The sequence below is a fragment of the Bradyrhizobium sp. NBAIM03 genome (genome assembly GCF_020194055.1).
Classification (GTDB): domain Bacteria; phylum Pseudomonadota; class Alphaproteobacteria; order Rhizobiales; family Xanthobacteraceae; genus Bradyrhizobium; species Bradyrhizobium yuanmingense.
The window spans coordinates 152,916-168,142 of sequence record NZ_JADYVS010000017.1; the positions used below are offsets into that span (position 1 = coordinate 152,916).

Consider the following 15,227-nt stretch of genomic DNA (forward strand, 5'->3'; position numbering starts at 1 on the left):
CAAAAGAGAGAACGACCGCATGAGCCGAGCCGCGACCAACCTGCAAATCGATTCCGCCCGCCTGTGGGGCTCCATCCACGAGACCGCGCAATTCGGCGCGACGGCCAAAGGCGGCGTGCGGCGGCTGACGTTGAGCCGTGAAGACAAGCAGGTGCGCGATTGGTTCCGCAAGGCCTGCGAGGATGCCGGACTGGAAGTCCACGTCGACGCGCTCGGATCACAGTTCGGCCTGCGCAAGGGCCGCGACATGTCGAAGCTGCCCGTCGGCATCGGCTCGCACCTCGACACCCAGCCGACCGGCGGCAAGTATGACGGCATCCTGGGAACGCTCGGCGCGCTGGAGGTGATTCGCACGCTGAACGATGCCGGCATCGAAACCGAGGCGCCAATCTGCGTCGTGAACTGGACCAACGAGGAAGGCTCGCGCTTCGCACCGGCGATGATGGCTTCCGCCGCCTATGTCGGCGACTTCACCACAGACGACATTTTGTCGCGCAAGGACGCCGAGGGTACCACCGTCGGCCAGGCGCTCGACGGCATCGGCTATCGCGGCGACAAGCCGGTCGGCTTCCAGAAGCTCGGCTGCTTCGTCGAGCTGCACATCGAGCAGGGGCCGATCCTGGAAGCCGAAGGCAAGACCATCGGCGTGGTCGATTCCGGCCAGGGCGTGCTCTGGTACGACGGCAAGATCTCCGGCTTCGAGAGCCATGCGGGCTCCACGCCGATGCCGCTGCGGCGCGATGCGCTGGCGACCTTGTCCGAAATCGTGCTGGCGATGGAGTCGATTGCGAGGAAGCACGGACCGAACGCCGTCGGCACCATCGGCGAGGCCGTCATCGCCAATCCCTCGCGTAACGTCATTCCCGGCGAGATCGCCTTCACCATGGACTGCCGCAGTGCCGATGGCGCCATCATGGATGCGCTCGACCGCGATCTGCGGGCGGCAATCGCCGAGATCGCCGCGCGCCGCAAGGTCGAGGTCAAGATCGATCTGGTATGGCGCAAGCCGCCGACGCATTTCGATCCGAAGCTGATTGCTGCCGTCGAGAACGCCGCTAAGACGCTCGGCTATTCCTCGCGCCGCATCACCTCCGGCGCCGGCCACGACGCCTGCAACCTCAACACGATCATGCCGGCGGCGATGGTGTTCGTGCCCTGCAAGGACGGCATCAGCCACAACGAGCTAGAGGATGCGACGCAGGGCGACTGCGCCGCGGGCACCAACGTCCTCATGCATACCGTGCTGGCAGTCGCCGGCGTCGCATCCTGAGCGGAGAGAACCATGCGCGGAGTTTTCGTCGACGCCAATGAATCGCTGGCCGTGATCATGGAGCGGCTGGAGAAGCCTGGTGATCCCAAGGTGCGGATCAACAGGAATCCCGACATCACGCCCGAGCAATATCCTGATATTCTCGACGGCGCCGAGATCGCGATCGTCGACCACACCGCACTGCCGACCGAAGTCGCGAAGAAATGCACCGGGCTGAAGCACGTCGTGTTCCTCGGTACCGGCGCGCGCAGCTACATGAATCCGGAAGAGCTCGCCGAGCTCGGCATCTCCGTGCATCTGATCAAGGGCTACGGCGACACGGCGGTTGCGGAATCCGCGATCGCGCTGATGTGGGCGTCGGCCCGCGTCATTGCGATGATGGACCGCGAGATGCGCGCCGGGAACTGGCTGCGGGAGGACGGCATGCAGCTCACCGGCAAGACGCTCGGCCTGATCGGCTTCGGCGGCATCGCCGCGGAGGTCGCGCGCATCGCGTCCGGCAGCGGCATGAAGGTGATCGCCTGGAACCGTTCGCCGAAGAGCTATCCGGGGGTCGAATTTACCGATCTCGACAGCGTGCTGGCGAGAAGCGACGTGGTGTCGCTGCACCTGCTGCTCAACGACGAGACGCGCGGCATGATCACGCGCGAGAAGATCCTTGCTATGAAACGCGGCGTCATTCTCATCAACACCGCCCGCGCCGCTGTTGTCGACGAGGCCGCCATGATCGAGGCGCTGAAGTCCGGCCATATCCGCCACGCCGGCCTTGATGTCTTCAACATCGAGCCGCTGCCCGGCGATCATCCGCTGACGAAGCTGCCGAACGTGACGTTGTCGGCGCATTCGGCCTTCCGCACACCGGAGGCGAGCGAGAACCTGATTGAAGCGGCGTTGGTCCATTGCCGCCGGATCGTGAAGGGATAAGAGCAACAACAATGGCCGACTATCGCATCATCAAGGCAGAGTCGCTCACCAAGGCCATCCATGCCATCGTCAGGGCCGGCGGCTCCTCGGACCGCGAGGCCGAGCTCGTGGCCACCAATCTCGTCGAAGCCAATCTGAAGGGACACGACTCGCACGGCGTCGGCATGATTCAGCGCTACGTCCAGAGCGTCACCAATGGCGGCCTCGCCGTGAATTCGCACGTCAAGATCGTGCTCGACACCGGCCCGCTTCTCACCCTCGACGGCCTCACCGGCTACGGCCAGGTGATCGGCCATGAAGCGATGGAGCTCGCGGCCGAGCGCGCAAAGAAGAACGGTGTTTGCCTTGTCGGCCTCTCAAATTCGCATCACATCGGCCGCATCGGCCACTGGGCTGAGCAGTGCATCGACCACGGCCTGGTCTCGATCCACTTCGTCAACGTGATCTCGCGGCCGATCGTGGCGCCCTGGGGCGGCAGCGACGCACGCCACGGCACCAACCCGTTCTGCGTCGGCATCCCGCGCGCCGGCAAGGATCCCATTGTGCTTGACTTCGCCACCAGCAGGATCGCGCAGGGCAAGACCCGTGTTGCACATAACAAGGGTGTCGAGCTCGAGGCCGGTACGATCATCGATCACGAAGGCAAGCCCACGATCAATCCGCGCTACACCGTGATCCCGCCCTACGGTGCCATCCTCCCGTTCGGCGAGCACAAGGGCTCGGGCCTTGCGCTGGTGTGCGAGATCCTCGGCGGCGCGCTCTCCGGCGGCCAGGTGGTCAAGGGCTCGTCCGACGGCAAGTACAACGTCCTTAACGGCATGCTCTCGATCGTCATCGATCCGGGCAAGCTCGGCACCGGCGAGAACCTTGCACGCGAAGTTGAGAGCTTCGTGAGCTGGCACACCGGCTCGCCGCCTGCCCCCGGCATCGACAAGGTCAGAATCGCGGGCGAGCCGGAGCGCGAGATCAAGAAGAAACGTCTCGCCGAGGGCATCCCGGTCGACCCAACCACCTGGCAGGAGATCCTGGATGCCGGGAAGAAGTTCGGGCTGGAACAGACGGCCATCGAGAAGATCGCGAGCTGATCGGAGCGAGGCGCGCTCCTCGGCGTCGCCTCGCGCCTCATGACCAATCGCGCAAGAGAGACTGGACGGCGGCGAAATGTCGACGTGCTCGCGGCACGGGTTTGAACCGCCCCGCATGACCTTGCGACAATGCGGATATCCGATTGCATCCGCCCGAGGTTCGCATGCTCTCCCGTCTCGCAAAATTCGTGTCCGGCTCAAACCTTCCGTCGCCCGGATCCGATCTCTACCGGCAACGGCTCGCCATCTACGAGAGCGAGCTTGGCGAGCCCGAGCGCACATTCACTGATAACGCAGAGCGCCGCATCGACATCCACGCCTTCGGCCGCGATTTCGTCCCGGTCTGCCAGGAGGGCTCCGACGAAGGTTATGTCCTTCTCACAAACGGGATGAGCGAGCAACGGATGCACGGCGTCCCCGGCGACGCGAAGCCCCGGGCCGAGCTGATGTGGTACGTCCGCGAGCCGACGCAGGACGTTTGCGCCAATCTGCGCTGGCTGGCCAATCTGCCGTTCATCGACACGACCTGGTTCGGCTTCGGCCATCGCGTCGCGCTTCCGTGGCCGCCGGTTGCAGGAACGGACTTCCAGACGTTCCTGTTGCTCACACCGATCATCGGACCCGACAAGGAGATCGCCGAGGCGCTGGAGATTGCGGGCGATCCGGTGGAGATCCTGACCGTGAATCTGATCTCGCATCAGGAGCTCGGGCTGATCAAGTCCAGGGGGCTCGATCCGTTTCTCGATCTGCTCGACGAGAACGACTATCCGCCGATATTCGATCCGTCGCGGAAGTCGTATGTGTAGTCGTAGGCCAAAGCACTGCTGCCGTTCCCTTCTCCCCTTGTGGGAGAAGGTGGCATAGGCGGCCTTGGGCCGCCGTTCCTAAGAACGCCGAAGCGAAGCTTCGGCTATGGCGCCGGATGAGGGGTTCTCTCGGCGAACAATTTTACGGCTGATAGGTCTGCATCTGCGGAAACAGACCCCTCACCCGTCTTCGATGCTTCGCATCGAAGCCACCCTCTCCCACAAGGGGAGAGGGTGAGGCGGCGAACTAATCCACCATATCCGCAACCGCCTTGCCGCACGCCGTCGTGTCGGCATTGCCGCCGAGATCCTTGGTGCGCAGCGTGCGTTCGGCGAGCGTGCGCTCGATCGCCTCGACGATCGACTTGCCGGCTTCCTTCTCGCCGAGATGCTCGAACATCATCGCGCCGGACCAGATCATGCCGATCGGGTTGGCGATGCCCTGGCCGGCGATGTCGGGCGCCGAGCCGTGCACCGGTTCGAACACGGATGGGAAATCGCCCTCCGGGTTGATGTTGCCGGACGGAGCGATGCCGATGGTGCCGGTGCAGGCCGGGCCGAGGTCGGAGAGGATGTCGCCGAACAGGTTGGAGCCGACCACGACGTCGAACCAGTCCGGATGCAGCACGAAGTTCGCGGTGAGAATGTCGATGTGGTACTTGTCCCACTTCACGCCTGGAAACTTCTTGGCCATCGCCTCCACGCGCTCGTCCCAATAGGGCATGGTGATCGAGATGCCGTTGGACTTGGTCGCCGAGGTCAGGTGCTTCTTGGGCCGCGACTGCGCGAGCTCGAAGGCGAATTTCAGGATGCGGTCGACGCCGGTACGGGTCATCACCGTCTGCTGCGTCACGAACTCGCGGTCGGTCTCCGGGAACATGCGGCCGCCGACCGAGGAATATTCGCCTTCGGTGTTCTCGCGCACCACCCAGAAATCGATGTCGCCGGGTTTGCGCCCCGCCAGCGGCGACGGCACGCCGGGCATCAGCCGCACCGGGCGCAGGTTGACGTACTGGTCGAACTCGCGGCGGAACTTGATCAGCGAGCCCCACAGCGAGACGTGGTCCGGGATCTTGGCCGGCCAGCCGACCGCACCGAAATAGATCGCATCGTGCTTGCCGATCTTCTCCTTCCAGTCGTCGGGCATCATCTGGCCGTGCTTCTCGTAATAGTCGTAAGACGAGAAGTCGAAATGGTCGAAATGCAGCGAGACGTTGTGCTTCTTCGCCGCCGCCTCCAAAACGCGCAGGCCCTCGGGCATCACCTCCTTGCCGATGCCATCGCCGGGAATGACCGCGATCCGGTATTGCTTCTTGCTCATCGAGAACGTCCTTGGTTGGTCCGGCAGTCGCCGCCTTCTGACTGCACTGCAATGGACCAAACGCGGCGGCAGTGCAACGCTGCACTGCAATGTTGACCATGGCGCGGCCAAGCGCCTACTGATTTGATCCTGTTCCCACGAACGAGTATCCCCATGGATCTGCATCTGCGCGGCAAGCGCGTCCTGATCACCGGCGCGTCCAAGGGCATTGGCGCAGCCGCCGCCGAGGCCTTCGCCGAGGAAGGCGCGCATCTCCTCCTCGCGGCGCGTAGCGGCGATCAGCTCAAGGCGCTGGCCGACCGTTTGCGCGCCGCGCACCAGATCGACGCCACAACGAGCATCGTCGATCTGCGCAAGGAGGACGACGTGGCCCGGCTGGCGAAGGAAGCCGCCGACATCGACGTCCTCGTCAACAATGCCGGCGACATCCCCGGCGGCTCGATCGACAAGATCAATGAGGCGACCTGGCGGCACGCCTGGGAATTGAAGGTGTTCGGCTATATCAACCTGACTCGCTACATCTACGCCCAGATGAAAGCCAGGGGCGGCGGCGTCATCGTCAACGACATCGGCGCGGCCGGCGAGAAGTTCGACGCCAACTACATCTGCGGCAGCGCCGGCAATGCCGCGCTGATGGCGTTCACACGGGCGCTCGGCGGCAAGAGCCTGGGCGACAACATCCGCGTGGTCGGCATCAATCCCGGCCCCGTCGGCACCGACCGCCACGTCACCCTGCTCAAGACGCGGGCCAAGCACCAGTTCGGCGACGAGAGCCGCTACAAGGAATTCCAGAAGAGCCTGCCGCTCGGCCGTCCCGCGCATGCGCGCGAGATCGGCGACCTCATGGCGTTCCTGGCGTCGGATCGCGCCGGCTATACGTCGGGCGTGATCTACACCGTCGACGGCGGCATCAGCGCCGGGTGGGGTTAACTCTATTCTCGTCATTGCGAGCGCAGCGAAGCAATCCAGGAATGCCTCTGTAGCAACGGTCTGGATTGCTTAGTCAACTCGCTCGTCGCAATGACGAGCCCTCGAATAAGGACAGGAGCAAACTAAGTGTCCCAGGATCTGATCCGCGAAACCGCCTGCACCGTCGTCGACAAGCTGCGCTCCGGCGACGTCTCGCCGCTCGAGCTCCTGGACGTGGTGGAGACGCGCATCCAGGAGGTCGACGGCAAGGTCAACGCGCTGCCGACGCTGTGCTTCGATCGCGCGCGGGAGAGTGCGAAGACACTGATGCAGAAGCCGGCCGGCGCGCGCGGGCTGCTCGCCGGGCTGCCGGTGCCAATCAAGGATCTGACCGACGTTGCAGGCGTGTTGAACACGCAGGGCTCGCCGATCTTCAAGGACAACATCCCCGCGAAGTCTGACCTCATGGTCGAGAACCTCGAGGCCAACGGCGCGGTCGTCTACGCCAAGTCGAACACGCCGGAATTCGGCGCCGGCGCCAACACCTTCAACGAGGTGTTCGGTCCGACGCTCAATCCCTGGGACACGACGAAATCGGCCGCGGGCTCCTCCGGCGGCGCGGCGGTGGCGCTGGCAACCGGCATGGCCTGGCTCGCCCAAGGCTCCGACATGGGCGGATCCTTGCGCAGCCCCGCGGCCTTCTGCGGCGTCGTCGGCATGCGGCCTAGCATCGGCCGCGTCGCGCATACCCCAAAGTCCGGCATCGATCGCAATCTCGGCGTGGTCGGCCCGATGGCGCGCAACGTCGAGGATCTCGCGCTGCTGCTGGATGCCATGAGCGGCGACTATGCCGACGATCCGCTGTCGCTGCCGGCTCCCGCAACCTCGTTCCTGTCGGCGGCCCAGGCGGGCAAGCGGCCGAGGCGCATCGCCTATTCGCCCGATCTCGGCATCACCCCGGTCGATCCCGAAGTGAAGGCGATCACACGAAAGGCCGCCGAACGTTTCGCCGAAGCCGGCGCCATCGTCGAGGAGGCGCATCCGGACTGGCGCGAGGCGCATGAATGCTTCCACGTGCTGCGCGCCTTCGACTTTGCGATCACCAAGGCCAATCTGTTGCGCACCAAGCGCGACCTGCTCAAGCCCGAGGTGATCTGGAACATCGAGGAGGGTCTGAAGCTCACAGTCGAGCAGCTCGCGCGCGCCGAGGCGCAGCGCGTCGGCATGACGGCGCGGGCAGTCGAGTTCTTCAAGAGCTACGATCTATTGCTGACGCCGACCACGATCGTTCCACCCTTCCCGATCGAGCATCGCTATGTCGCCGAATGCGCCGGCAAGAGGTTCGAAAACTACGTCGAGTGGCTCGGCATCGTCTACGCCATCACGCTGGCCTGCTGCCCGTCTCTCTCCCTGCCCTGCGGCTTCACGGCCTCGGGCCTGCCGGTCGGCGTGCAGTTGGTCGGCGCGCCGCGCGCCGACGCGCAGGTGATCGCCGGAGCGAAGGTGCTGGAGGATATTCTGGGCCTGCGCGGTACGACGCCGATCGATCCGAAGGTGAAGGACTAGCCTCACTCTCGTGTCCCGGACAAGGGGCAGCGCGCCAGCGCTGCGTCGCAGAGCCGGGACACGAGACCTCACCTCCCGCTGGCCGCCTCCAGGCTGGGGCGGTTACTCGGTTCGCTATTTGGCGATCGGGCAGGAGCCGGGATTAGCGCAGCGAGGAGGCGTCGATCGCGTGGTGCCGGTCGCCTCCTCGGAGCTCGGGCCCACCGCCCCGTTCAGAATGACCGAGACACGCCATCGATATGTTGTTTGCGGCGTCAGACCGGAATCCCCAAAGCTCGCGCCTGTCACGTCGCCAACCGATTGGAACGCACCATCGGGTCCCGCACGCGAAACCCGGTAGGTTGTTCCGTCGTCTCCTGGAGACCAGGCCAGGTCAGCGCCGCTATCCGACGTATCGATCACCGTGAGCGACTGCGGCGCCGATAGCGAGGGCGCGGTCGCGCCGGCGGGCGCCGCGGCAGCGGCCGTGAGCGCATCCAGCACCGCCTTGATCGCCTTGATTTGCGATCCGGACTTCGTCACGTAGCTATCCTGATGGTTGACGTAACTCCACCAATCCCAACAGGCCTGCGGATTGCTTGGCCAGTATGGGCTGGTCTTGGTCTGCGGATAGAGAATGATCATGCGGTTCGTGTCCGCCCACTCATTGTAGCCGGCCTCATCCACGAATTTGCGTCCGATATCGGCGACGTCCTGCTTGCATCCGTGGAGCGCAACATGGACGCGACACGGACTGCCCTGCTCGCAATCCCTGGGTACGAACACATAGCCGGTATCGCCCATGCTCAACGCGTCGGGCAGATGCGGCGTGGTATAGATCGATTGATCAAAGCTCTTCACCGAACCTGCAAGCTGCGCGGCATTGGGCGGATTCAGGCGGCCGTAAATATGCTGCAGGATGACGCCGGCCTGGTCATAGCCGCATTGGTCGATATAGGGCGCCGTGTTGGCCTTGCAGTCGTTGAGCCCGGGTGCACCCTGTTTCGCCACGACGAACGAGTGGCCCGCGCCGAGCGTGGCCTGATAGAACAAGTTGCCGCGATTAGCATCCCCCAGATAATGGCGATAGAAATCGGCGGCCGCATCGGTCGCGGCCTTGTCGACGATCGCGTCATTGTAGCCGTGAAAGAGATAGATCTTCTGCCTGCCTACATTGCTGAGAGGGTCGATCTCGCCCGCTGCGGCCTTCGCGTCGGCCTTTGCCGTAAAATCCCTCGGATTCAGATCCGACGCCGGCCCTTTCATGCATGCACCCGTGGCCCGCCGGATCGGCCCCCAGTACCAGGTGACGGCGTCGAACGCGTCCGCCTTTGCGCACCAGTAAGGGCCGCCCGCGACCACACCGACGCCCTTGATCACCGACGACCATGCCGTGCCGAACTGAACGGCCATGAACGCGCCCGACGAAATTCCCGAAATCGAACTCTCACCGATCGGCGCGCGATAGCGCCGCAACCCCTCCGCGGCGCACGATGACACGCCGAGAGCGGTTGTGAAGATCAGGACGCAAATCTGGGCGGCGGTGAATTGCCGCAAAACGGCCACGCGCATGACAGCCTCGCCAAGTCGACCGCAGGAGCAACCTCTGGTATTAGAGATCAAGATCGGAAATCGGCGCAAGCGCAAACAAGCGGCACCAAACCAGAAACCGCCCGTCACTTCGGCGTTGTCGGCGCCTCCAGGCTCCGGCTGTAGCGCGACATCGCGAAACAGAAGACGAAGTAGATCGCGGCCACGAAGATGTAGACCTCGACCGAAAACTGCTGCCAGGCGGGATCGATGATCGCGGTCTTCGCCGTCGTCAGCAGGTCGAAGATGCCGATGATCAGCACCAGGCTGGTGTCCTTGAAGAAGGCGATGAAGGTGTTGACCAGCGGCGGGATGACGTGGCGGATAGCCTGCGGCAGGATGATCAGCCGGTGCTTGCGCCAGTAGGACAGGCCGAGCGCGTCGGCGGCTTCGTATTGTCCGCGCGGCACGGCCTGAAGCCCGCCGCGGATCACTTCGGCGAGGTAAGCACCGGCGAACAGGATGATCGCGATCTGTGCGCGCAGCAGCTTGTCGATGTTGAATCCGGCCGGCATGAATAGCGGAAACATCACGCTCGCCATGAACAGCAGGCTCACCAGCGGCACGCCGCGGATCAGCTCGACATAGAGCACGCTGAGCGAGCGGATCGCCGGCAGCTTCGAGCGCCGCCCGAGCGCGACCAGGATACCGAGCGGAAAGCCGACAGCGAGGCCGAACGTCGCCAGGATCAGCGTCACGGGCAAGCCGCCCCAGCGGTCCTGCGAGACGAACGACAGGCCGATCACGCCGCCCCACATCAGCACGCTGATCAGCGCCAGTGCGCCGATCCAGAGATAGACAAGCTCGCGCCGCCATAGCGCGCGGCGGGTCGAGAGGTAGTACAATGCGATGAACAGCACGACCGACAGTGCCGGCCGCCACTGCTCGTCGAACGGATAGGTGCCGAACAGGATGAAGCGATACTTCTCGGGGACGATGGCCCAGCAGGCGCCGAGGCCACGCGCGGCGCGACAGGCGCTGGAATCGTTGGTGGGCGTCAGCCAGACCGCATTGGCGATGCCCCATTGCACGGAGCTGAAAATGCCCTTGGCGAGCAGCACCAGCAGCAGGACGGTGATGATCCCATTCGGGATCGAGGAGAACAGGTTCTTGCGCAGCCAGTGCAGCACCGGATTGCCCAGCTGCGGTCGGCGAGCGGCCCGGGGTGCATCGGGGATGTCCGTGATCGCGGTCATGATCAGCGCTCCACCAGCGCGATGCGCGCATTGTACCAGTTCATGAAGAAGCTGATCGAAAGGCTGATGGTCAGGAACACCGCCATGATCAGCGCGATGGCTTCGATGGCCTGTCCGGTCTGATTCAGCGTTGTGTTGGCGATCGAGACCACGTCCTGGTAGCCGATCGCGACCGCGAGCGAGGAGTTCTTGGTCAGGTTGAGATACTGGCTCGTCATCGGCGGCACGATGACGCGCAGCGCCTGCGGCAGGATGATCTGCCGCAGCATGAAGCTGCGACGCAGGCCGAGTGCGTTGGCGGCATCCCATTGCCCGCGTGGCACCGACTGGATGCCGCTGCGCACGATCTCGGCGATGAAGGCGGAGGTGTAGGTCACCAGTGCGATCAGCAGCGCGAAATATTCCGGCGCGAGCGTCAGCCCGCCGACGAAATTGAAGCCGCGCAGCTGCGGCCACTCGACCGTCCAGGACACGCCGAGCACCAGCGAGACCGCCGCCGGCACCACGACGATGAGGCCGAGCGCAGACGGCCAGGCCGGCCGCGGCTTGCCGTCGCGCATCTGCTGTGCGACCAACCAGCGACGGAAGAGGAAGAACACCGCACAGCCCAGCACCGCGGTGCCGAGCACCGTGAGCTGCGGCGGGCCGAACGGGATCGCCGGCAGGATCAGGCCGCGATTGGACAGAAATACGCCCTCGACGGGCCGCCAGGCGGCACGTGCAGCCGGCAGCGCCTGCATCAGCACGTACCAGAACAGTAGCTGGAGCAGCAGCGGGATGTCGCGGAGCGTTTCGACGTAGACGGCCGCAAGCCGCGACAGCAACCAATTGGCCGACAGCCGCGAGATCCCGATCAGGGTGCCGAGGATCGTCGCGAGCACGATGCCGATCACGGCGACGCGCAAGGTGTTGGCGACGCCGACGACGAAGGCCCAGAGGTAGGTATCCCCGGGATTGTAGGCGAGCAGGCTGTCGGCAATCGGCATGCCGGCCTCGCGGCCGAGAAAGGCGAAGCCGGTCGTGATGCGGCGGGCCGACAGATTGGTGACGGTGTTGGACCAGAGGAAGGCGATCACTGCGATCGCGATGCCGACCACCAGGACCTGCCAGAACAGGCCCATCAATTGGTTGCGGCCGAGCACGAAGCGGCGGCGCGGCGGCGGCCTGGGATGATCGGCGGTCACAGCACAACAATCCTTCGTCGAATGCAGCGATTTCCGGCGCGCACGTCAACTGTTGCACCGAATTCGAATTCATGCAACAAATGTTTCATGGCCGAGCCCGCGAAATCCTCGCCCCTGAGCGAACTGCGCATCGCATTGCCGTCGCTCCCCCTGCGCTTACAGGAGGTCGGCCGTTTCGTCGCCGCCAATGATTACGATGCCACCACCCGCTCGATGCGCGATCTCGCGGCGGAAGCCGGTGCCGATCCCGCCGCGTTCACCCGGCTTGCGAAAGCGATCGGCTATTCCGGATGGGACGAGCTGCGTGCGGCGCTGACCGAGGCGCGGCGGCCGTCCCAGACCGCGCCCTTCTCCGGCCGCACAAGAGGCCGCCGTCACGGGCCGAACGCCGATGTTACGCTCATCCTCGACAAGCTCGAGGCCGAGGCCGCCGGCCTTCCGCGCATCCCGGCACAGCCGATCGCGGAAGCGGCGCGCGCGCTGCACGAGTCCAAGCGGATCTGGATCGCGGGCTATCGCAGCTGCCGCAGCGTCGCGGAACTCCTGAACTACGAGCTGCGCCTGTTCCGGCCCGAACAGGTGCAGCTCGTCGGCACGTCCGGGCCCGACGACCTCGATCTCGGCGCGTTCCGGCCCAGCGAAGCCGTCATCGTCATCGGCTTCCTGCCTTACACGCATGCGAGCGTCCGCGTCTCGCAGGCCGCGCATCGCAGCGGCGCGACGCTGATCGCGATTGCGGACAGCCTGTCGGCACCGATGGCCGAAGGCGCCGACCATGTGCTGCTGTTCGAGGCAGCCTCCTCGCCCGGCTTTTTCCCCAGTCTCACGGGCGCGATCGCGATCGCGCAGTCGCTCGCGGCGGTCACGTTCTCGCTCGGCGGCGCCGCCGCGAAGAAGCGGCTGGAAAACACCGAGGCGCGGCTCACTGCTGCCTCCACCTACGTCCCGGAGAAAGGTTGACCCATGAGCACTCGCACCAGCCGCGTGCTGCATCGCTCGCTGCGCGAAACCCCGCCAAAGGCGATCGGCGGCGAGGGCGTTTATCTCTTCGCCGAGGACGGACGTCGCATCATCGATGCCTCCGGCGGGGCGGCGGTCTCCTGCCTCGGCCACCAGCATCCGCGCGTGATCGCGGCGATGGCCAAGCAGGCGTCCACCCTCGCCTATGCGCATACGGCTTTCTTCTCCTCCGAGCCGGCGGAAGCACTTGCTGAAATACTGGTCGGACACGAGCCCGGCGGGCTCGCCTACGCCTATTTCGTCAGCGGCGGATCGGAGGCGATCGAAGCCAGCATCAAGCTGGCGCGGCAATATTTCATCGAGCGCGGCGAACCGCAGCGGCAGCACTTCATCGCGCGGCGGCAGAGCTATCACGGCAACACGCTCGGCGCGCTCGCCGCCGGCGGCAATGCCTGGCGTCGCGCTCCCTATGCGCCGCTGCTCTCGACCGCTTTCAGCCACGTCACGCCGGCGTTCGCCTATCGCGAGAAGCGCGAGGGCGAGTCGGACGCGCGGTTCGTCGCGCGCCTCGCCGCCGAGCTCGAAGCCGAGTTCCAGCGGCTCGGCCCCGACACCGTCGCCGCCTTCCTCGCCGAGCCCGTCGTCGGCGCCACCGCCGGCGCCGTGACCGCCCCGGACGGCTACTTCAAAGCGATGCGCGAGATCTGCGACCGTCACGGTGCGCTGCTCATTCTCGACGAGGTCATGTGCGGCATGGGCCGCACCGGCACGATGCATGCGTGGGAGCAAGAAGGTGTCGCCCCCGACATCCAGGCCATCGCAAAGGGGCTCGGCGGCGGCTATCAGCCGATCGGTGCGATGCTGGCAAGCGGCAAGATCATCGACACCATCCGCGCAGGCTCGGGCGCGTTCCAGCACGGCCACACTTATCTGGCGCATCCCCTCGCCTGCGCTGCGGCGCTCGCGGTGCAGGATGTGATCCGCGAGGATGGCCTGCTCGACCGCGTGAAGGAGCGCGGCAAGCAGCTCGAGCAGCGCCTGACCGAACGCTTCGGCAATCATCGCCATGTCGGCGACATCAGGGGCCGCGGCCTGTTCTGGACGATCGAGCTGGTCGCCGATCGCGCTAGCCGCATCTCGTTCGATCCGGCCCTCAAGCTGCACCAGAAGATCAAGGCGGAGGCCTTTGCCGGTGGCCTCGGCTGCTATCCCAGCGGTGGTACCGTCGATGGCGTGCGCGGCGACCACGTGCTGCTGGCACCGCCCTATATCGCCTCGGCGGACGAAATCGACCTGATCGTCGACAAGCTGGGCACGGCCGTCGACAGCGTGTTGCGTAGTGTCAATCAGTGAGGGGAGAGTAGTATGAGGAAAGTGGTTATCGCAGCGGGCCTGCTCGCGGCATCGACGATGATCGCAGCGGCAGCGACGCTCGATACGGTGAAGAGCCGCGGCACGCTGGTGTGTGGCGTCAGTGCCGGTTTTGCCGGCTTCTCGGCGCCGGACTCGCAAGGCAATTACAGGGGTCTCGACGTCGATTATTGCCGCGCGCTGGCGGCCGGCGTGCTCGGCGATCCTACCAAGGTGCGCTACGTCTCGCTGACGGCTCAGAACCGCTTCACCGCCCTGCAATCGGGCGAGATCGACGTGCTCTATCGCAACTCGACGCAGACCTATTTGCGCGGCGCGACGCTGGGCCTGCGGCAGGGTCCGATCAACTTCTACGACGGCCAGGGTTTTGTCGTGAAGAAGGACCTCGGCGTCAAGGAGCTGAAGGACCTCAAGGGCGCCACCGTCTGCGTCGCGCAGGGCACCACGCACGAGGTCACGCTCGGCGATTACGGCCGCGCCAACGGCATCGACTGGAAGCCCCTGGTGTTCGACCGCGTCGACACCATGTACCAGACCTTCTTCGGCGGCCGCTGCGATGCGATGACCCAGGACGCTTCGGCCCTCGCCGGCGCGGTGACCACGGCCGCGCCGAACGCAGCCGACTACATTGTGCTGCCGCAGACCATCAGCAAGGAGCCGCTCGGACCCTTCACCCGCAATGGCGACGAGGTCTGGAGCGACATCATCGCCTGGCTGCATTACGGCCTGATCGAGGCCGAGGAGCTCGGCGTCACGCAAGCCAATGTCGAGGAGATGACGAAGTCGCAAACGCCTGCGATCCAGCGGCTGCTAGGGGCCAGCGGCGACCTCGGCTCGCGGCTCGGGCTCGACAACAAATGGCTGGTCAAGGCGATCAAGGCCGGCGGCAATTACGGCGAGATTTTCGAGCGCAATGTCGGCAAGGCCAGCCCGCTCAAGCTCGATCGCGGCCTCAACGGCCTCTGGAGCAAAGGCGGCTTGATGTACGCCATTCCGTTCAAGTAAGAGAGTTCACCTCTCCCCGCTTGCGGGGAGAGGTCGGATTGCGCAGCAATCCGGGTGAGGG

The 15,227-nt window shown here is 65.1% G+C and carries 13 protein-coding genes; 9 read left to right on the forward strand and 4 right to left on the reverse strand.

Going from position 1 to position 15,227, the window contains the following annotated elements:
- The first annotated feature begins 19 nt into the window (after window positions 1-19).
- The 4 genes from I6F21_RS24545 (at window position 20) to I6F21_RS24560 (ending at window position 4,085) form a co-directional block, all read left to right on the forward strand.
- On the forward strand, window positions 20-1,270 hold the full coding sequence (locus I6F21_RS24545) for a Zn-dependent hydrolase (RefSeq protein WP_225127336.1): 1,251 nt from the start codon (window positions 20-22) through the stop codon (window positions 1,268-1,270).
- Window positions 1,271-1,282: 12 nt separating this feature from the next.
- Window positions 1,283-2,194, forward strand: a complete 912-nt coding sequence (locus tag I6F21_RS24550; protein WP_225139555.1) for an NAD(P)-dependent oxidoreductase — start codon at window positions 1,283-1,285, stop codon at window positions 2,192-2,194.
- Window positions 2,195-2,205: 11 nt separating this feature from the next.
- Window positions 2,206-3,279 carry a malate/lactate/ureidoglycolate dehydrogenase gene (locus I6F21_RS24555; protein WP_225183530.1) on the forward strand — a complete coding sequence of 358 codons (1,074 nt, stop codon included), beginning with the start codon at window positions 2,206-2,208 and terminating at the stop codon, window positions 3,277-3,279.
- Between the two features lie 164 nt (window positions 3,280-3,443).
- The gene (locus tag I6F21_RS24560) at window positions 3,444-4,085 is read left to right on the forward strand and encodes a suppressor of fused domain protein (protein ID WP_036004875.1); all 642 of its coding nucleotides are present in this window, start codon (window positions 3,444-3,446) and stop codon (window positions 4,083-4,085) included.
- Window positions 4,086-4,332: 247 nt separating this feature from the next.
- On the opposite strand, the gene I6F21_RS24565 is transcribed toward I6F21_RS24560, so the two are convergent.
- The gene (locus I6F21_RS24565; protein ID WP_225139557.1) at window positions 4,333-5,406 is read right to left on the reverse strand and encodes a tartrate dehydrogenase; all 1,074 of its coding nucleotides are present in this window, start codon (window positions 5,404-5,406) and stop codon (window positions 4,333-4,335) included.
- Window positions 5,407-5,559: 153 nt separating this feature from the next.
- On the opposite strand from I6F21_RS24565, the gene I6F21_RS24570 reads away from it, so the two are divergent.
- Both I6F21_RS24570 and I6F21_RS24575 read left to right on the forward strand, forming a co-directional pair.
- Window positions 5,560-6,336 (forward strand): SDR family oxidoreductase, encoded by a 777-nt coding sequence (locus I6F21_RS24570; RefSeq protein WP_225139558.1) that lies wholly within the window; start codon window positions 5,560-5,562, stop codon window positions 6,334-6,336.
- Window positions 6,337-6,462: 126 nt separating this feature from the next.
- Window positions 6,463-7,881, forward strand: a complete 1,419-nt coding sequence (locus I6F21_RS24575; protein ID WP_225139559.1) for an amidase family protein — start codon at window positions 6,463-6,465, stop codon at window positions 7,879-7,881.
- A 114-nt stretch (window positions 7,882-7,995) separates the two neighbouring features.
- Here I6F21_RS24575 and I6F21_RS24580 read toward each other — a convergent pair whose 3' ends face one another.
- The 3 genes from I6F21_RS24580 to I6F21_RS24590 form a co-directional block, all read right to left on the reverse strand.
- The gene (locus I6F21_RS24580; protein ID WP_225139560.1) at window positions 7,996-9,432 is read right to left on the reverse strand and encodes a hypothetical protein; all 1,437 of its coding nucleotides are present in this window, start codon (window positions 9,430-9,432) and stop codon (window positions 7,996-7,998) included.
- Window positions 9,433-9,536: 104 nt separating this feature from the next.
- On the reverse strand, window positions 9,537-10,646 hold the full coding sequence (locus I6F21_RS24585) for an amino acid ABC transporter permease (protein WP_225139561.1): 1,110 nt from the start codon (window positions 10,644-10,646) through the stop codon (window positions 9,537-9,539).
- Window positions 10,647-10,648: 2 nt separating this feature from the next.
- The gene (locus I6F21_RS24590; protein WP_225139562.1) at window positions 10,649-11,830 is read right to left on the reverse strand and encodes an ABC transporter permease subunit; all 1,182 of its coding nucleotides are present in this window, start codon (window positions 11,828-11,830) and stop codon (window positions 10,649-10,651) included.
- An 87-nt stretch (window positions 11,831-11,917) separates the two neighbouring features.
- Here I6F21_RS24590 and I6F21_RS24595 point away from each other — a divergent pair, with 87 nt between their 5' ends.
- From I6F21_RS24595 to I6F21_RS24605, 3 genes are read left to right on the forward strand one after another with little or no spacing between them, the layout of a single operon-like run.
- A complete protein-coding gene (locus tag I6F21_RS24595) occupies window positions 11,918-12,790 on the forward strand; it encodes a MurR/RpiR family transcriptional regulator (RefSeq protein ID WP_074447505.1) in 873 nt (290 codons plus the stop codon).
- A gap of 3 nt (window positions 12,791-12,793) precedes the next feature.
- Window positions 12,794-14,143, forward strand: a complete 1,350-nt coding sequence (locus I6F21_RS24600) for an aspartate aminotransferase family protein (protein ID WP_225139563.1) — start codon at window positions 12,794-12,796, stop codon at window positions 14,141-14,143.
- A 12-nt stretch (window positions 14,144-14,155) separates the two neighbouring features.
- Window positions 14,156-15,166: an amino acid ABC transporter substrate-binding protein gene (locus I6F21_RS24605; RefSeq protein WP_057027076.1), complete on the forward strand. Its 1,011-nt coding sequence runs from the start codon at window positions 14,156-14,158 to the stop codon at window positions 15,164-15,166.
- Window positions 15,167-15,227 lie beyond the last annotated feature (61 nt).